This is a genomic window from Nitrospirota bacterium (assembly GCA_016207885.1).
Taxonomy (GTDB): domain Bacteria; phylum Nitrospirota; class Thermodesulfovibrionia; order UBA6902; family UBA6902; genus JACQZG01.
Genome location: JACQZE010000006.1, coordinates 67472 through 83946, shown reverse-complemented (window position 1 = coordinate 83946; position 16475 = coordinate 67472). Strand labels below are relative to the sequence as shown.

Below are 16475 nucleotides of genomic sequence, written 5' to 3'. Positions count from 1 at the left end.
ATGCGAAGCATACGCAGAAATCAGGTCAACCAGAACAGAAAGATGCGGGATCTCGTCATGTTCACGTGTGCGATACTGCTCCTGATCTGTCTTACCCTCAGCCTGGTTTTCAGTGAAAAAGGGATACTGAGGTACAGAAAGCTCCAGGCTGATAAAGTTCAGATAATGGCTGAAAACGCCAGGATAGAAAAGCAGAACAATGAGATCAGGCAGCAGGTTGAAGTATTGAAGGAGAATCCTGAAAATGTTGAGGAGATAGCCAGGGAGCAGGGGCTTACAAGAGAGGGAGAACTTATATTCAGGTTTAATGATGAACATTGAAGAGAGATAATTTATGTATGAACTTACAGTAGAATCACAGTTTGCAGCGGCACATCAATTGAGGGGATACAAGGGCAAGTGTGAAGACATGCACGGCCATAACTGGAGAGTGCAGGTCACGGTCTCTTCTGCTTATCTTAATGAGATTGGGCTGGCCATTGACTTCCATGAATTAAAGGATATCTCCAACGAGGTGATAATGTCCCTTGACCATTCTTATCTTAATCAGATATTCCCTTTTACCGAGATCAACCCGTCTTCAGAGAACATTGCTAAATGGCTTTACGACTCGATCAGTAAAAAGCTCGAGAATAAAGGCGTCTCCTGCACATCAGTGACAGTATGGGAATCTGAGACATCTTCCGCAACATATTTTGAGTAGATGATTTCAGCTTTGTCCTGTTTGAAAATAATTAAATACTAACTGGTTGTCATTCCGGCTTGTCCGGAATCGGACGACTTCTCACGTTGCAAATAAAGAAAGATTCCGGACAAGCCAACAGTAGGCTGGACGAAACCGCCGGAATGACAAAATTCAAGCATTTGATAATATCATGGATCTGAATTTAGCCGAAGATATCGTAAAAAAAGCGTTAAGCAAAGGCGCTGATTCCGCAGAGGCGTTTGTCAGCTCAGGCAAAGGCATCACAGTTGAGGTAAAGGACGGCGAGGTCGATGCGCTTGAGGCATCTCTGGATGCCGTTATCGCTGTCAGGGTCTTCAGGAACGGAAGGCTCGGGTTTTCTTTTACGACAGATATCTCTGTTGCTGATAAGGTCATTGATGAGGCGATAGAAGGTTCTATGTGGCCGGCAGAGGATATCTATAATGTCATCCCCCAAATGCTTGCGCCGTCAGATGTGCCTGTATTTGACAGTGCCATCGCCAAGATAAGTGAAGCTGAGCTTATCAGTCAGGCAATATCTTTAGAAAAGTCTTCTCTGTCGTATGACAAGAATGTGAAGAGAGTAAGAAAGGCCGGGGTAAGTTCCGGTGTTTCCAGCACTGTAATTGTCAATTCCAATGGAGTAAGCATCTCATATCAAAGCAGCTATATCTCAGCACAGATAGTTGCATTCGCTGAGAATGAAAACGGAGACAGTCAGGTCGGCTCTGATTTTACAGTTAAGAGAAGGGCGGCTGACTTACAGATAACGCCGGTTGCAGTTAACGCCGCAAAAAGAGCGATCGAACTTTTAGGCTCAAGAAGAATAACCGCCATGAAGCTCCCGATAGTTCTGTCTCCTTATATCGCCGTGGAATTTCTGGAAGTGCTCAGCGCATCTTTTTCTGCTGATGCCGTTCAGAAGCAGAGGTCTTTCTTTGCAGGCAAGTTAGGAAAGACAGTCGCATCCTCTCTGGTAAATATTATTGACGATGGCCTGCTGCCGTGGGGCATAGGTTCTTCACCCGCAGATGATGAAGGCGTGCCTGCACAGAAGAAAGTTCTGATATCCGAAGGTGTGCTTAATGGATTCATTCATAACACCTATACAGCTAAAAAGGATAATGTTGCATCTACAGGCAATGCCGTCAGGTCTTCATCAAAAGGGCTTCCCGGAGTCGGCATTACCAACTTGTATATCAATCCTGAGAAGGACGGCAATGATAAAGAGGCCATTGTTAAATCTCTGTCAAAAGGCATTCTGATCACCAGCGTCATGGGCGTGCATATGGCAAACCCTGTTTCAGGAGATTTCTCCATCGGCATATCAGGGCTTATGATAGAAGCAGGGCAGATGGCCTATCCATTTAAAGAGGCGGTCATATCAGGTAATATTCTCGACATGTTCAAAATGGTCGAGCAGGTCGGCAGCGACCTTGAGTTCTACGGCAGAATAGGTTCCCCGAGTCTGTTGATAGGCGAGATGGATATAAGCGCCTGAGGAGTTGGTGTTTTCCATGATAGAAGATGGAACAAACAGAAAAACCTCGCTTTACATCCTAACTTTAGTCTTATTGGCCAGTCCGTTTTATCTGAACGATTTCGCGAGTATCTATATTAAAGACTGGCGCCTCTGGTTGTTTATCGACTATGCCGGAGTAAAGCTTTATCCCTTCCTTGTCACGTTTTGGTTGATCTCCAATAAGAAAATGCAGGCCTCGGAGTTCGGGTTGACAACTCAATCAGTGCCGTCATTCATAATGGTATTTCTGATCGTGGCACTCGCCGGTACCGTGATCGATCAAAACGGATATCAGTTAATAGAGAGCATCCCCGGTTACTTGCCGCTCGGCGGTATGCCTGCGATCACGAGCCCTGCCTGGGATTGGATAGACCTTACGCTTGGGCTGTTAATGGTTGGGATATTTGAAGAACTCATCTTCCGCGGTTTTATGCACACCTTCATCAGCAGGTACACAGAGAATTCGTTTGCTATAGTCGCAATCTCATCAGCTGCTTTCGGCCTCATCCACTGGAGCCTCGGCCTGCACGCCGTAGTTATCACGTCAATCATCGGCGCGGTCTTCATGACGGCATATCTGACAACGCGGTCGCTACCGGCAATTATGTTAGCCCACTTCGCCATCAACTTCATCGACTTTGCCGGAGTTATTCCTAATGCGGTATTTAAATTTGTTTAAGGGATAAAATCTCCAGAAATAAAATAAATCTTTAAATCTTTCTCTGGCACGAAGTTTTTTATATGTGACTCAAAACGAGTTGGGCTTGCTTTAGTAAGTTCATTGTCGAAACATAAACTCATAATCGCATAATCTGTTACGCACATGGAAACGGAAATATACAGAAGACCCTGCAGGCAGTTTTCCTGGCAAGGGGCATCTGAGTCCTCATGATGAAGAGTTCAGGAAGCTGCTGAAAGAGAACGCCAATCTCAAGGAGGAGAGGGAAATCAGTAACATCTACCTTGTTGTTACCATTTGAAAATGCACGAACTTCTTTTTTGTAATCAATCTTTTTGCCATCTGCTTCGGCAATAAAATCACTAAAATTAAGCGGATAATGACTATAGGGAATATTTGCAACTTCAAGTCCCCAGTATGGGGGGATAGGGAACGCTACCTCGACAGTAATATCTTTGTCTGAATGATTTTTAAATATATAAGAGACCTCAATTTTATTAAGGCTAATGTAAAGGTCTTCCCGTTCAATAGAAATATTTTCTTCTGTTTTAAACTGAAGGCCGTTTGGCGTGATTTCAGCTACCGTATCATTAGCAAAGGAAGAATTTGTAGGATGAAAAATATTAAGTAGGAGCAATAAGGTAATCACAAGTGATAAACCACTATGATTTTTTGTCGGTCTTAAAATATTTATCATCCTAATATCATCATTGTTCTGAGTGCTGGGTCGTGTTTTGATTCTTGCATTTCCCATTCAACCTTATGCAAATCTTTTTAATACCTCTTCGTGGGAAATCCTCTTTGAAGGCTTTTTAAGTCTCTCTTCCAATTTCGCCTTGAATTTCTTTGTTACATGAAGACCTGCATCTGGGTCTCCGATAATTTCGAGCATTTTCTGTTCAACAATTGTCACTTTTCTCTTAGTCATATGACACCAAATTAATAGGGAAGATTATTCTTAAACCTTCTTCTTATTATTAAAGACCGAGTTCTTGATATTATTTGCTCCGTCGCCGAATCTTTTGAGTAATCTTCTTGCCCATAGAAACTCAGTGCCCAGCATTGCAAGGCCCGCTACTATGGCGACGAGGCCGGGCCCAGGTGTCACAAGCATTATGATTCCAAGAAGGACTACGGTAAAACCGACCACGACCATGACGACGCGTCTTGCCTGTTTGTATGTTCTGATGACGAGATGTTTCATTGTTTATGTATTATGGAATGAAAGGCAAAATAAAATCCCCGTTAACTGTCACTCCCGCTTGTCGGGAGTCCTTCCGAAGAAAGATTCCGGACAAGCCGGAATGACAAACATAGGACATTTCAATAGTAGGATTTTCTCTTACTCAACCTCTTTTTTTATTCTCTTTAAAAAAGGCTCTATCAGATCTAAAGGAATAGGCAGCACTATAGTTGAGTTCTTCTCAGTCGCTATCTCGGTCAGTGTCTGGAGAAATCTTAACTGCAACGCTGTCGGTTGAGATGAGATTATATGCGCGGCATCAGCGAGTTTTTGAGATGCTTGGAATTCACCTTCTGCGTGGATGACCTTCGCCCTGCGTTCTCTCTCAGCTTCGGCCTGCTTTGCAATGGCCCTCTGCATCTCCATAGGCAGGTCAACATTCTTCACTTCCACGATAGAGACCTTAATGCCCCATGGCTCGGTCTGTTCGTCAATTATCTTCTGCAGCTCGGCATTCAGTTCGTCTCTTTTTGCGAGCAGGTCGTCAAGTGAGCTCTGCCCAAGCACGCTTCTCAAGGTTGTCTGTGATATCTGTGATGTCGCATAATGGAAATCTTCAACAGCTGTGATAGCCTTTGTCGGGTCAATGACCCTGAAGTAGACAACGGCATTGACCTTAACGGATATGTTGTCTTTAGTTATGATATCCTGCGCAGGCACGTCAAATGTAACTGTACGAAGGTCTACCCTGACAAGCTTATCAAGTAAAGGCCATAGGATGATCAGGCCGGGCCCTTTTACAGGGATGATCCTGCCGAGCCTGAATACGACACCTCTCTCGTATTCCCGAAGTATGCGTATCGCACTTGATAAAAAATAGACTATTAAAACCAGGCCCGCTATTAATCCCATTGGAAGCTGAAACATTTTATCCTCCTTTTTGAACTATGAATTATTTGTTTTTAAGTGTACCTTTAATTTCAGATTCTCTACCGCATCTACGATAACTCTTTCACCTTTCTTTATCGGTTCATCGCTCCATGCGTTCCATAATTCACCATGGATAAATACCGTTCCTGTTTCATGTATGTCAGTCCTTGCCTCTCCTTCGCTCTCTATCAATTCTTCCTTGCCTGTTGCCGGCTTTCTTCTGTGAGCCTTGAAAGCGAGAGAGGCTGTCAGTGTGAAAAAGAGAACGGTAATAATCACAGCAGGCAGAATGACCTTTAATGAAAGCCTGAAGAAGGGCTGTGTTGAATCAAAAAGCATTATTGAGCCTATTAACATTGAGATAACGCCTCCGATAGTAAGTATGCCATAAGAGATGATCTTTATCTCAAGAATAAAGAGGATGACAGCGAGGAGGATAAGTAATACCCCTGCGTAATTAACAGGCAGTGTCTGGAAAGAGTAGAATGCGAGTATCAGAGAGATCGATCCGAATACACCCGGGAACAGGGCGCCGGGGTTTGTCATCTCAAAGAATATGCCGTAGAATCCCAGCATCATAAGTATGTAAGCCACGCTTGGGTCGCTTATAAAGTCCAGTATCCTCATCCTCGAACTTCTCTCTTTATATGTGATCAGTTGGCCGGCAGTTTTAATGACGGTTTCACCTTTTGATGTAGTTACCTTTCTGCCGTTAATATTATTCAGCAGGGTTTGAAGATCAGGCGCGATAAGATCAATGACGTTGGATTGGAGCGCGTCGTTCTCTGTTATAGAGACGCTCTCTCTTACCGCTTTTTCCGCCCATTCCGCGTTTCTCCCTCTGCTTTCAGCTATCGATTTTATGTAAGCCGCTGCATCGTTCTCTGCCTTCTTTGATGTTGTCTCATCCATCTTTTCGCCGACACTTACAGGATGGGCAGCGCCTATATTGGTGCTTGTTGCCATTGCCGCGATATGAGCGGAAAGGGTTATGAATACACCTGCCGAGGCGGCGCGCGCGCCGCCCGGAGAAACATACACAACTATCGGAACCTCACTGGCTTTGATCTTCTGGACTATTGATCTCATTGAGGTATCAAGCCCGCCTGGCGTATCAAGCTGTATTACAAGAGGGCTGGATGACTCGCCTGCATCATCAATGCTTTTTGTTATAAACTCCGACATAACCGGGTTTACAACACCTTCTGCCTTGATCACCATCACATCAGCGGATGTTATGGCAGGGAAAAGAAATATTGCCGCAAGTGCAAGGAATGTAAGATAAAATCTTCTGGCCATTGGAAGAATAATAAGTTATTTAAATGGGTCTGTCAATTGTATCAGATGCCGGTAAATCGCTGATTGAAGTTCAGGGCTATTGTGCTATTATATATAAATCCTATGATAAAAATTAATGAAATATTCAAAAGTATCCAGGGAGAATCCACATATGCCGGGCTTCCCTGCACATTTGTCAGGCTTTCAGGCTGCAACCTCAAGTGCGCCTACTGTGACACAAATTACGCGCGTTATGACGGGAAAGAGCTTTCTGATAACGAGATAATCTCCAAGATAGAGGAGTACGGGGCGAAGCTTGTTGAGTTTACCGGAGGGGAACCGCTGCTTCAGGCTGATACTCCGCCGCTTATAAAGACGCTTTTGGATAAAGGCTATACCGTTCTTATTGAAACAAACGGTTCCATATGTATCGGATGCCTCGACGACAGGCTTAGAATAATCATGGATGTCAAAACTCCCGGAAGCGGCATGAGCAAGAGGATAAACTACAAGAATTTCCTGCTCCTGAAAAAGACCGATGAACTGAAGTTTGTCATTCTTGATGAAGCCGATTATATCTGGGCAAGGGATTTCATTGCTGAGCATAACCTGCTTGATAAATTTCAGAACATACTCTTTTCCCCGGCATACGGAATGCTTGAACCAAAGGCGCTGGTATCCTGGATATTAAAGGATAAACTTTCAGTAAGATTCCAGCTTCAGCTCCATAAATACATATGGGCTCACGATGAGCATGAAGGGATTTGAGAGCGCGCTGAAGGATCTTGAAGAGAGGGGACTATTCAGGAAACTCATCTGTCTGGATTCATCTCACGGCTCAAAGGTCATAATAGACGGAGAGCCGTTCATCAACTTCGCATCTAATGATTACCTGAATTTATCCAGTCATCCTGAAGTGGTCAACGCTCTTGTTGATGCTGTCAGGGTATATGGTTTCGGCTCAGGTTCGTCGCGCCTCCTTTCCGGCACTTATCTCCCGCACAAAAGGCTTGAAGAACGTATCGCCCGGTTTAAGGGAACAGAGGCTGCGCTTCTCTTTAACACGGGTTATGCGGCAAATACAGGGATCATTCCTGCGATAACGAATTCAGATTATGTGATATTCAGTGACGAGCTTAATCATGCAAGCATAATAGACGGGATAAGGCTCTCGAAGGCTGAGGTGAAGATATACAGGCACAAGGACATTAGCCATCTTGAAAGCCTATTAAGTGAATCTGCTGCGGAGAATAAGATCGCTAAACGATTGATCGTCACTGATTCAGTATTCAGCATGGATGGAGATATCGCTCCTTTAAAGGATATCTCAAATCTGAGCAAAAAGTATGACGCAATGCTGATGGTCGATGATGCCCACGCTACCGGAGTTCTTGGAAAGAACGGGAAGGGCGGGCTCGAGCATTTTGGTATTGATAATGATGAGATAATTCAGATGGGCACGCTCAGCAAGGCGTTCGGATGTTTCGGTGCCTTTGTAGCAGGCCCTCAGGAACTGATAGATTACCTTATCAACACAGCAAGGAGTTTTATCTTCTCAACGTCACTTCCTCCTGCACTTGCCGAAGCAGCTATAACAGCTATTCATATTGTCCATTCTGACTCACGGAATCTAAGGGCGAGGCTGTTAAACAATTCAGACAGGCTAAGGAAAGGGCTTGAAGGAATAGGGTTTAAAACACTCGGCTCTGAAACCCCGATAATTCCGATCCTTACAGGAGAGATAAAAGATACACTTGAGATATCAGAGGAGCTTTATAAAAATAAAATATTAGCACTTCCGGTAAGGCCGCCTACGGTTCCTGAAGGAAGGTGCAGGATCAGGTTCTCTGTTACAGCAGGGCATGAAGAAGGTAATATTGTGCATTTGGTCAAGACACTTGGAGCAATACGGAACAAAGCAGGGTTATGATTTATAAAAGCTTCATGTAAACTTCATTGTATATCGGCGGAGGCGCTATCGCCTGCATCCCGATATTGTATATCAGGCCGATAAGAGGTTCGGCATCTATCCTCAGCCACTTTATCTCGCAGTGCTGTGATATCTTTTCACCGGTTGGCGCAGAAAAACTTATTCCCAATGTTGTGCCGGGGATAAAGTCTTCAACCGTTTCAGAAGTCGGGGCAACCAGGCACATGCCTTTTTGAGATATGTTTTCGACAGAGACGGAATATGAATTGCCTCTGGTTGTTATCTCGGCATCAACACTCAAGCTGACTCTTTTGGATTCTCTTTTTTCCATTAATTATTCAACAATATTTAAAAGTAAATAGTTATAAGCAAATTATGTGCCTAAAATCAAGAATATGAAAATAGGTATATTTCATATGGTGTTATAGGTAAAATAAGAGTAGCTATCTAAGTACTTATGTGTATCTGAAATTAGATTTGTGTGCGAAATGACACACAATCCATACATTAATGCTTAAAAGATAGGCAGTTTAGTGCAAATAATGTCGCAGGGCGTCAAAGGCAGTCGGTTATATCTAATAAATCTTGAATTTATTTTTTGAGGTATTTTTCCAGCTCTTCAGGAGATGATATCAGTACATCATAATATTCTCCGAATTTTTCACAGGCCGGGGGCAGGTGGTCCCTGCACTTTTTAGGGCGCTTGTCATATATCCTGCACAGATTGTTATTGTCAAGATACATGCACTTTCCTTTGAATGTCTCATACCACCTTTTGTTTTTGATGTATACATTAACGATGTCATACTGAAGGTCCCACTTAAGCTCATCAATATCAGCCCTTGTTCTGGGTTTTGTGATGGTATATGTGAGATCGAAGCAGCAGAGAGACGGGCATTTGATGCAGATGCTGTCATCTTTAAAAGTTGCTTTGACTGTTGGTTTTTTTACTTTGTTATCTTTAGCCATAATGAATTGCGTGAATTAATAATTGAAGCTAATCTACATATATTTATGGGAGTTGTCAATATTGTATTATATTGTGTCTCAAATCACACTGCTTAGGAGTTGAAATCAAGAGTTGACCGGAAGAGGTTTTTTTATAACCGGAACTGACACAGGGGTAGGCAAGACCTTTGTAGCGGCCGGCATAATAAGGGCATTAACTTTAATGGGATACAGTGCTTGTCCTGTCAAGCCTGTTGAAACAGGCTGCGCCATGAGAGGCGGTGTTTTAGTGCCTGTTGATGCTCTTGAACTTTTAGAAGCATCCGGGCTCAGCGAACCGCTTGATATTGTGAATCCGTACAGGTTCAGGCATGCTCTTGCGCCTTCAGTTGCGGCTGAAGAAGATAATGCCGTTATCAGCAAGAAGAAAATAATAGCTTTTTATAATAAGCTTAGAAAGAAATATGATTTCACGATTGTCGAAGGCTCCGGCGGTTTGATGGCGCCGCTTTACAAAAAATATCTGTTCATTAACCTTATTAAAGAAATGGAGATTCCTCTCATAATAGTCGCGAGGCCGGGGCTTGGGACTATAAACCATACGCTTCTCACATTAAAGGCCGCGAGGGCTGAAGGAATAACTGTCACAGGTGTGATACTTAACCACTCAAAGAAAGCGGAGAAAGATATGTCTGTCAGTTCCAACCCGTTTATGATAAAAAGTATCGGCAAGGTGAATATGCTTGGTGAAATACCATTTTCAATAAATTCAGAGTCTGTCTTAATTAAAGATAAATTCAAGAATATTGTGAACAATTTATTGTCAAACAAAAGTATTCGTACATATTGATTTTTATGGTAATGCGTCATCCTGATTGGATAAAGGTTCCAATGTCAGGAACACACAAAACAAAGAAGTTGCTGAGAGATCATGGCGTCTCAACAGTATGCGAAGAGGCAAGGTGTCCTAACCAGGGCAAGTGCTTCTCCCGTAATGTGGCTACTTTCATGATCCTTGGCGACAGGTGCACAAGGAACTGCTCTTTCTGCGCAGTTGAATCCGCGCCACCTTTTCCTGTAGACATTGACGAACCGGAGAAGGTGGCTGATGCCGCGCATGCGCTCGGGCTGAGATTTGTCGTAGTGACCTCTGTTACAAGAGATGACCTTCCTGATGGAGGAGCGGGCCAGTTTGCCGCAACCATCCATTCGTTAAGGAGAAAGATAAATGGGATAAAGGTCGAGGTGCTCACACCTGATTTCAGGGGTGATATTGCTTCTCTAAAGACTGTGCTTGACGCAGGGCCTGATGTATATAACCATAACCTTGAGACCGTTCCCAGGCTATACGCTGAAATACGACAGATGGCTGATTACTCAATTTCTCTGAATGTGTTAAAATCATCCAAGACTTTTTTTCCTGAGATCAGGACAAAATCAGGAATAATGCTTGGGCTCGGCGAGAAAAGGCCGGAAGTAATATCTGTCATGGAGGACCTTAGAAGCGTTAACTGCGACTTCCTGACCATCGGTCAGTACTTAAGGCCTGGCAGAGATAATCCGGCTGTTGTAGAATATGTGAGGCCTGAGATTTTTGAGCAGTATAAAAAGATCGGGCTTGAGATGGGCTTTAAGGCGGTTGCTTCATCGCCTCTGACACGAAGCTCCATGAATGCTGATGAGATGTACAATGAGATCAAAATATAACAGGATCTGTTTTTCAACATTTAACTTATAACTTTTAATTTTAAACGGGTTTGATTACATGTACGAGTTCAATAGAGTAAAACGCCTTCCGCCTTATGTCTTTGCCATTGTAAACAAGATCAAGATGGAGGCAAGAAGAAGGGGAGAGGATATTATCGACCTTGGAATGGGCAACCCTGACCTTCCGACACCCAAGCATATTGTTGACAAGCTTTGTGAGGCATCTCTGAATCCGAAGAACCACAGGTATTCAGCTTCTAAAGGCATAACTCAGTTAAGGCTGGCGATGGCTGAATGGTATAAGAGGCGTTTTGATGTTGACCTTGATCATGAGACTGAGGTTGTTGTCACTATCGGCTCAAAAGAGGGGCTCTCCCATCTTGCATATGCGATAATCGAACCCGGAGACCTTGTTCTTACGCCTGCGCCTGCTTATCCGATCCATCCATATAGTTTTATCCTTGCAGGTGGAGATGTAAGAAGCATACCTGTTCAAAAAGATATTGACTTCTTCAAGAGCATGGAAGATGCTTTTAAATCCGCTTGGCCGAGGCCAAAGGTGCTGCTCATAAACTTTCCGCATAATCCGACAACCGCATGCACTGAACTGCCGTTCTTTGAGAAGATCGTTGATTTTGCGAAAGAGAATAATATTATCGTTATCCATGATTTTGCTTATGCCGACCTTGTGTTTGACGGTTATAAAGCGCCGAGCTTTATGCAGGCAAAGGGCGCAAAGGATGTTGGAGTGGAATTTTTCTCGCTTACAAAAAGCTATTCCATGGCCGGCTGGAGAGTCGGGTTCTGTGTTGGGAATCCTGAAGTTGTAGGCGCGCTGACTACCATAAAGAGCTATCTGGATTATGGAATGTTCCAGCCGATACAGATAGCAAGCATTATCGCGTTAAGGGGCGATCAGAACTGTGTAGGTGAAATAGCAAAGACTTATGAACACAGAAGGGATGTGCTTATTCAGGGACTGAATGCTGCTGGATGGCATATAGAACCACCAAAGGCTACCATGTTTGCATGGGCTGAGATACCCGATGAATTCAAGAGCATGGGTTCTCTTGAGTTTACAAAGTTTCTCTTAAAAGAGGCGGGTGTTGCCGTCTCTCCGGGAATAGGTTTCGGCCAGGCAGGCGAAGGTTTTGTCAGATTCGCGCTTGTTGAGAATGAGCACAGAATAAGACAGGCGACAAGAGGCATTAAGAAGGCATTGGGTTCAGGTTAAAGCGCGGATTTCCTGCCGCTCTCCAATATTGAACAATCTCTCTTTTTCTTTGTGTCAACTCTTGAATAAATTTAAAGGGTTATCGCATAATACTACTTCAATATTTAATTAGATATAGTCTATATAAAAGGATATTTGGATTATGACGGGTAAACCAGAAATAAATGTAGGCATAATAGGCTTCGGCACTGTAGGGACAGGAACGGCGCGTATCCTGTTGAAGCAGGCTAAGGAGATCGAGAGAAGAATAGGTTTTCCGGTCAGGCTTAAGAGAATTGCAGATCTTGATATTAAGAAGGACAGGGGATTAAAACTTCCCAAGGGTGTGCTCGTCAATGATGTGTCCGCTGTTATTAACGACCCTGAGATAGATATAGTTGTCGAGCTTATTGGAGGAATCCATCCTGCAAAGGAATTTGTTCTTAATGCCTTAACGAATTCCAGGCATGTTGTCACAGCAAATAAGGCTCTTCTTGCGACTGAAGGCCGGCTTCTGTTCAATGCCGCAAAGAAGCATAAAGTAGCCCTCGGTTTTGAGGCAGCTGTTGCAGGCGCCATCCCTATAATCAAGATTGTGCGCGAGTCAATGGCAGGCGACAGGATCAGGTCTATATACGGGATAATCAACGGCACAGCCAACTATATACTTTCAAAGATGACCTATGAGGGAATGGATTTCACAACCGCTCTCAATGAGGCGAAGGCGCTTGGATATGCGGAAGCAGACCCGACCTTTGATATAGAAGGGATAGATTCAGCCCACAAGATAGCGATACTTGCTTCACTCTGTTTCGGGCTTCCATTCTCTTTCAGGAAAATATATACAGAGGGCATAACAGGCATTGCTCCGATCGATATTCAGTTCGCAACTGAGTTCGGCTACAAGATAAAACTTCTTGCCATAGCCAAACAGTCAGGCAGCGAAGTCGAAGTAAGAGTGCATCCAACGATGCTGCCCAAGGACTATCTCATTTCAAATGTGAACGGTGTCCTTAACGCTGTATACATTGAAAGCGAGGCAGCAGGCCCGGGATTGTACTACGGCAGAGGAGCCGGAGAGATGCCGACCGGCAATGCGGTTGTCAGCGATATAATTGATATAGCAAGGGGCATAAAGAACTGTTCTCATCAGAGAATACAGGGATTGGGTATGCCTGAGAATTCCGATATTACATTTATGAATATGGAGGATGTCAATACTTCATACTATCTGAGATTGTCAGCTTTGGATAAACCGGGAGTCATCTCAAAGATATCCGGCATCCTGGGAAAACATAATATAAGCATCAGATCAATGATACAGAAGGGTAGGGAGAAGAAGGCTGTGCCGGTTGTGATGATGACCCATAAGGCAAGGGAAAAGGATATGACAAAGGCGCTGAGGGAGATCAATAAACTCTCAAGTGTTACAGAAAAGACGGTATATATAAGAGTTGAGGGCGAAGAGGAATAGGTGTCAGAAATTAAGGCTGATAAACATCTCGATATAAGAGGCGTTGTCTGTCCTTATACCCTTGTGAAATCAAAACTTGCCATGGAGGATATTGAGGTCGGGCAGGTGCTTCGCATAATACTTGATTATCCTGAGGCTTCAGGAAGTATTCCCAAGGCCATGATCAATTACGGGCATAATGTTCTCAGCGTAGAAAAGGTCAATGATAAAGAGTGGGTGGTGTTTATAAAGAAAGAGGTTGAGGATTAATGGATTTTACAGAGGAACAATTAAACAGGTACAGCAGGCACATTATCCTGCCTGAGGTCGGCGGAAAGGGGCAGAAGAAGATTTCCGCGGCAAAGGTGCTGATAGCAGGAGCAGGCGGGCTTGGATGCCCGGTGGGCTACTATCTTGCAGCTGCCGGAGTGGGCACGATAGGCATGGTAGATAACGACCTTGTTGAACTCAGCAATCTTCAGAGACAGATAGCGCACAGCGTCAATACGCTTGGGGTGAACAAGGCCGACTCTTGCAAGAGAACCTTTGAGGGGCTTAACCCAGACGTTAATGTCGTCACCATAAAGGAGAGGCTGAACAGCGGCAACATCCTCGGCCTTATAGCTGACTATGATATTATTGTTGACGGCACGGATAACTTCCCCACAAGGTATCTTATAAACGATGCATGTGTAATGACCGGGAAACCTCTTGTCAGCGGCGCCATACTGCGATTTGAAGGCCAGGTGACTACAGTGATTCCGGGAGAAGGGCACTGCTACCGCTGCCTGTTTGAAGAGGCGCCTCCGCCGGGCCTTGTTCCCTCATGCCAGGAGGCAGGTGTGCTTGGGGTTCTTCCCGGAGTGATAGGCGCGCTGCAGGCGACTGAGGTGCTTAAGCTTATTCTCGGCAAGGGCAAGCCGCTTGCGAACCAGCTTTTGATATATGATGCGCTTGGTGTAAACTTCAGAAAGGTGAAGGTGCCTAAAAATCCCGACTGCAAGGTCTGCGGCGGGAATCCGACGATTACTGAATTAAAAGACAGTGAAGAAGAATACTGTTCAATATAGATCGATAAGGTGAAATCATGAGTTTTGTTAAAGGTCTTAAATGCAGAGAGTGCGGAAGAGAATACCATGTAGACCCTATATATGTGTGCGAATTCTGCTTCGGCCCTCTTGAAGTTGTCTATGACTATGACGGGATAAAAAAGACGCTGACCAGAGAGCTGATAGAGTCAAGGCCTCAAAATCTCTGGCGCTACAGGGAACTTTTGCCTATTGCCGGGGAACCGACCACGGCATTGCATACAGGATATACGCCTCTTATAAAGGCTGATAACCTTGCGGCGCATCTCGGCATTAAATCGCTCTACATTAAAGACGATACAGTTGCTCATCCTACGCTCTCATTCAAGGACAGGGTGGTCGCCGTGGCTCTTGCCAAGGCAAAGGAGTTCGGGTTTGATACAGTCGCATGCGCCTCTACAGGCAACCTTGCGCATTCCGTATCCGCACACGGAGCAATGGCAGGATTCAAGAGGTTCGTTTTTATACCCGCAAGCCTTGAAAAGAGCAAGATCATCGCTTCACTTGTGTACGGGCCTAATGTCATTGCAGTTGACGGGAATTATGACGAGGTAAACAGGCTATGCAGCGAGGTTGCGAACAAGTACCGCTGGGCGTTTGTCAATATCAACATAAGGCCGTTCTACGCAGAAGGCTCCAAGTCTCAGGGTTACGAAATAATCGAGCAGTTAGGCTGGAAGGCCCCTGATGCGGTTGTTGTGCCGTGCGCCAGCGGTTCTCTGATGACAAAGATATGGAAGAGCTTTAAAGAGATGAAGAAGATAGGGCTGATCGATGAGATGCAGACAAAGGTCTTCAGCGCGCAGGCGACAGGATGCTCGCCTATCGTGACCGCCATCAAGGCAGGCATAGATGTCATAAAACCTGTTAAGCCTGATACGATAGCAAAATCACTTGCCATAGGCAATCCTGCTGACGGCTTCTATGCGACACAGGTCATTAAAGACAGCGGCGGCTACGGCGCGGATGTCTCTGATGATGAGATAGTCGAGGCTATCAAGTTAATGGCTGAGACTGAAGGTGTTTTTGCAGAGACTGCGGGAGGCGTTACGCTTGCATCTGCCATGAAGCTCATCAAGAGCGGACATATAAAGAAGGATGACGTAACGGTCCTCTGTATTACAGGCAACGGCCTGAAGACACAGGAAGCATTGATAGGAAAGACAGCGGAGCCTCATTATATAAAGCCGAAGCTTAATGCTTTTGAAGAGGTTCTTGAGAAGATAAACTCTGGTTCAAAAAAGTAATTGCATAATGGGAGGTAATTAAATGTCTGTTAAAGTAATGATACCTGTACCGCTTCAGAGGCTGACACAGGGCCAGGAAGCAGTAGAGGGCGAAGCAGGAACTGTAATGTCGCTGATCAAAGGCCTTGATCAGAAGTACAGCGGCATCGCGGAAAGGATATGCGAGGGCGATAAGGTCAGAAGGTTTGTGAATATCTATGTCAACGAAGAAGATATCAGGTTCATGAGCAATGAAGAGACATTAGTCAAAGACGGAGACGAGGTCTCTATAGTCCCTGCGATAGCAGGAGGGTTCTAATAAATTATTACTCAGGGCTTTTATCTGTGTAATCGATTTTATCGGAGGTTGAATAATGAAGAGAAGGGTTAGGCTGACATTTCCGCAGCACCTGATTCAGGAGCCGGTAATATTTATGATGGCTAAGGATTTTAATATATTGCCCAGCATAAGAAGGGCAAGGGTCACTGACACCGTTGGTGAGATGGTTCTTGAACTTAATGGGGAAGAGAACGACCTCAGTAATGGAATTGATTATCTCAGGGAGCAAGGCATTGATGTGGAGCTTGTCGAAGGTGATATCGTAGAATGAG

Annotated in this window: 23 protein-coding genes; 15 read left to right on the top strand and 8 right to left on the bottom strand. The window is 44.5% G+C overall.

The window, feature by feature from the left end; translation table 11 throughout:
* The 4 genes from HY807_05865 (at position 1) to HY807_05850 (ending at position 2907) form a co-directional block, all read left to right on the top strand.
* Positions 1-321 (top strand): septum formation initiator family protein, encoded by a 321-nt coding sequence (locus HY807_05865; protein ID MBI4825933.1) that lies wholly within the window; start codon positions 1-3, stop codon positions 319-321.
* Positions 322-334: 13 nt separating this feature from the next.
* Positions 335-703, top strand: a complete 369-nt coding sequence (gene queD, locus HY807_05860; GenBank protein ID MBI4825932.1) for a 6-carboxytetrahydropterin synthase QueD — start codon at positions 335-337, stop codon at positions 701-703.
* A 172-nt stretch (positions 704-875) separates the two neighbouring features.
* Positions 876-2207: a TldD/PmbA family protein gene (locus HY807_05855; protein ID MBI4825931.1), complete on the top strand. Its 1332-nt coding sequence runs from the start codon at positions 876-878 to the stop codon at positions 2205-2207.
* Between the two features lie 16 nt (positions 2208-2223).
* A complete protein-coding gene (locus tag HY807_05850; GenBank protein MBI4825930.1) occupies positions 2224-2907 on the top strand; it encodes a CPBP family intramembrane metalloprotease in 684 nt (227 codons plus the stop codon).
* On the opposite strand, the gene HY807_05845 is transcribed toward HY807_05850, so the two are convergent.
* The 6 genes from HY807_05845 to HY807_05820 all read right to left on the bottom strand — a co-directional run bounded on the left by HY807_05845 (position 2904) and on the right by HY807_05820 (position 6319).
* Positions 2904-3053 (bottom strand): DUF4424 family protein, encoded by a 150-nt coding sequence (locus tag HY807_05845; GenBank protein ID MBI4825929.1) that lies wholly within the window; start codon positions 3051-3053, stop codon positions 2904-2906. The genes HY807_05850 and HY807_05845 overlap by 4 nt on opposite strands.
* On the bottom strand, positions 3044-3661 hold the full coding sequence (locus HY807_05840; GenBank protein MBI4825928.1) for a DUF4424 family protein: 618 nt from the start codon (positions 3659-3661) through the stop codon (positions 3044-3046). The genes HY807_05845 and HY807_05840 overlap by 10 nt, the downstream gene beginning before the upstream one ends.
* 6 nt (positions 3662-3667) lie before the next feature.
* Positions 3668-3835 carry a hypothetical protein gene (locus tag HY807_05835; GenBank protein ID MBI4825927.1) on the bottom strand — a complete coding sequence of 56 codons (168 nt, stop codon included), beginning with the start codon at positions 3833-3835 and terminating at the stop codon, positions 3668-3670.
* Positions 3836-3865: 30 nt separating this feature from the next.
* A complete protein-coding gene (locus HY807_05830) occupies positions 3866-4111 on the bottom strand; it encodes a PGPGW domain-containing protein (GenBank protein ID MBI4825926.1) in 246 nt (81 codons plus the stop codon).
* 138 nt (positions 4112-4249) lie between these two features.
* Entirely contained in the window at positions 4250-5017 is a 768-nt protein-coding gene (locus HY807_05825) for a slipin family protein (GenBank protein ID MBI4825925.1), read from the bottom strand.
* An 18-nt stretch (positions 5018-5035) separates the two neighbouring features.
* Positions 5036-6319, bottom strand: a complete 1284-nt coding sequence (locus tag HY807_05820) for a nodulation protein NfeD (protein MBI4825924.1) — start codon at positions 6317-6319, stop codon at positions 5036-5038.
* Positions 6320-6421: 102 nt separating this feature from the next.
* Between HY807_05820 and HY807_05815 the strand changes: the two genes are divergently transcribed.
* A complete protein-coding gene (locus HY807_05815) occupies positions 6422-7066 on the top strand; it encodes a radical SAM protein (GenBank protein MBI4825923.1) in 645 nt (214 codons plus the stop codon).
* Positions 7053-8228 carry an 8-amino-7-oxononanoate synthase gene (gene bioF / locus HY807_05810; protein ID MBI4825922.1) on the top strand — a complete coding sequence of 392 codons (1176 nt, stop codon included), beginning with the start codon at positions 7053-7055 and terminating at the stop codon, positions 8226-8228. Before HY807_05815 ends, bioF begins: the two co-directional genes overlap by 14 nt.
* Position 8229: 1 nt before the next feature.
* Here the strand turns inward: bioF and HY807_05805 are convergent, their stop codons facing one another.
* Entirely contained in the window at positions 8230-8559 is a 330-nt protein-coding gene (locus tag HY807_05805; protein ID MBI4825921.1) for a PilZ domain-containing protein, read from the bottom strand.
* 260 nt (positions 8560-8819) lie between these two features.
* Positions 8820-9197, bottom strand: a complete 378-nt coding sequence (locus HY807_05800) for a YkgJ family cysteine cluster protein (protein MBI4825920.1) — start codon at positions 9195-9197, stop codon at positions 8820-8822.
* 112 nt (positions 9198-9309) lie between these two features.
* Here HY807_05800 and bioD point away from each other — a divergent pair, with 112 nt between their 5' ends.
* The 9 genes from bioD (at position 9310) to HY807_05755 (ending at position 16474) form a co-directional block, all read left to right on the top strand.
* Positions 9310-10026: a dethiobiotin synthase gene (gene bioD / locus HY807_05795; GenBank protein MBI4825919.1), complete on the top strand. Its 717-nt coding sequence runs from the start codon at positions 9310-9312 to the stop codon at positions 10024-10026.
* A gap of 11 nt (positions 10027-10037) precedes the next feature.
* Entirely contained in the window at positions 10038-10883 is an 846-nt protein-coding gene (lipA, locus tag HY807_05790; GenBank protein MBI4825918.1) for a lipoyl synthase, read from the top strand.
* A 58-nt stretch (positions 10884-10941) separates the two neighbouring features.
* Complete coding sequence (locus tag HY807_05785) at positions 10942-12117, top strand: aminotransferase class I/II-fold pyridoxal phosphate-dependent enzyme (GenBank protein ID MBI4825917.1); 1176 nt, start codon at positions 10942-10944, stop codon at positions 12115-12117.
* 142 nt (positions 12118-12259) lie between these two features.
* Complete coding sequence (locus tag HY807_05780) at positions 12260-13570, top strand: homoserine dehydrogenase (GenBank protein ID MBI4825916.1); 1311 nt, start codon at positions 12260-12262, stop codon at positions 13568-13570.
* Positions 13571-13819: a sulfurtransferase TusA family protein gene (locus tag HY807_05775; GenBank protein MBI4825915.1), complete on the top strand. Its 249-nt coding sequence runs from the start codon at positions 13571-13573 to the stop codon at positions 13817-13819.
* On the top strand, positions 13819-14619 hold the full coding sequence (gene moeB, locus HY807_05770; GenBank protein MBI4825914.1) for a molybdopterin-synthase adenylyltransferase MoeB: 801 nt from the start codon (positions 13819-13821) through the stop codon (positions 14617-14619). The genes HY807_05775 and moeB overlap by 1 nt, the downstream gene beginning before the upstream one ends.
* A gap of 17 nt (positions 14620-14636) precedes the next feature.
* On the top strand, positions 14637-15884 hold the full coding sequence (locus tag HY807_05765; protein ID MBI4825913.1) for a threonine synthase: 1248 nt from the start codon (positions 14637-14639) through the stop codon (positions 15882-15884).
* Positions 15885-15906: 22 nt separating this feature from the next.
* Complete coding sequence (locus tag HY807_05760) at positions 15907-16182, top strand: MoaD/ThiS family protein (GenBank protein ID MBI4825912.1); 276 nt, start codon at positions 15907-15909, stop codon at positions 16180-16182.
* 55 nt (positions 16183-16237) lie between these two features.
* Positions 16238-16474, top strand: a complete 237-nt coding sequence (locus tag HY807_05755) for an NIL domain-containing protein (protein ID MBI4825911.1) — start codon at positions 16238-16240, stop codon at positions 16472-16474.
* Position 16475 lies beyond the last annotated feature (1 nt).

Excerpts from the sequence above, each read along its gene's own strand:
- HY807_05785 (MBI4825917.1), top strand. The coding sequence starts at position 10,942 with ATGTACGAGTTCAATAGAGTAAAACGCCTTCCGCCTTATGTCTTTGCC.
- bioF (MBI4825922.1), top strand. The coding sequence starts at position 7,053 with ATGAAGGGATTTGAGAGCGCGCTGAAGGATCTTGAAGAGAGGGGACTA.
- queD (MBI4825932.1), top strand. The coding sequence starts at position 335 with ATGTATGAACTTACAGTAGAATCACAGTTTGCAGCGGCACATCAATTG.
- HY807_05840 (MBI4825928.1), bottom strand. The coding sequence starts at position 3,661 with ATGGGAAATGCAAGAATCAAAACACGACCCAGCACTCAGAACAATGAT.
- HY807_05780 (MBI4825916.1), top strand. The coding sequence starts at position 12,260 with ATGACGGGTAAACCAGAAATAAATGTAGGCATAATAGGCTTCGGCACT.
- moeB (MBI4825914.1), top strand. The coding sequence starts at position 13,819 with ATGGATTTTACAGAGGAACAATTAAACAGGTACAGCAGGCACATTATC.
- HY807_05805 (MBI4825921.1), bottom strand. The coding sequence starts at position 8,559 with ATGGAAAAAAGAGAATCCAAAAGAGTCAGCTTGAGTGTTGATGCCGAG.
- HY807_05865 (MBI4825933.1), top strand. The coding sequence starts at position 1 with ATGCGAAGCATACGCAGAAATCAGGTCAACCAGAACAGAAAGATGCGG.
- lipA (MBI4825918.1), top strand. The coding sequence starts at position 10,038 with ATGCGTCATCCTGATTGGATAAAGGTTCCAATGTCAGGAACACACAAA.
- HY807_05800 (MBI4825920.1), bottom strand. The coding sequence starts at position 9,197 with ATGGCTAAAGATAACAAAGTAAAAAAACCAACAGTCAAAGCAACTTTT.
- HY807_05815 (MBI4825923.1), top strand. The coding sequence starts at position 6,422 with ATGATAAAAATTAATGAAATATTCAAAAGTATCCAGGGAGAATCCACA.
- HY807_05830 (MBI4825926.1), bottom strand. The coding sequence starts at position 4,111 with ATGAAACATCTCGTCATCAGAACATACAAACAGGCAAGACGCGTCGTC.
- HY807_05755 (MBI4825911.1), top strand. The coding sequence starts at position 16,238 with ATGAAGAGAAGGGTTAGGCTGACATTTCCGCAGCACCTGATTCAGGAG.
- HY807_05850 (MBI4825930.1), top strand. The coding sequence starts at position 2,224 with ATGATAGAAGATGGAACAAACAGAAAAACCTCGCTTTACATCCTAACT.
- HY807_05825 (MBI4825925.1), bottom strand. The coding sequence starts at position 5,017 with ATGTTTCAGCTTCCAATGGGATTAATAGCGGGCCTGGTTTTAATAGTC.
- HY807_05855 (MBI4825931.1), top strand. The coding sequence starts at position 876 with ATGGATCTGAATTTAGCCGAAGATATCGTAAAAAAAGCGTTAAGCAAA.
- HY807_05760 (MBI4825912.1), top strand. The coding sequence starts at position 15,907 with ATGTCTGTTAAAGTAATGATACCTGTACCGCTTCAGAGGCTGACACAG.
- HY807_05820 (MBI4825924.1), bottom strand. The coding sequence starts at position 6,319 with ATGGCCAGAAGATTTTATCTTACATTCCTTGCACTTGCGGCAATATTT.
- HY807_05765 (MBI4825913.1), top strand. The coding sequence starts at position 14,637 with ATGAGTTTTGTTAAAGGTCTTAAATGCAGAGAGTGCGGAAGAGAATAC.
- HY807_05845 (MBI4825929.1), bottom strand. The coding sequence starts at position 3,053 with ATGTGCGTAACAGATTATGCGATTATGAGTTTATGTTTCGACAATGAA.
- HY807_05835 (MBI4825927.1), bottom strand. The coding sequence starts at position 3,835 with ATGACTAAGAGAAAAGTGACAATTGTTGAACAGAAAATGCTCGAAATT.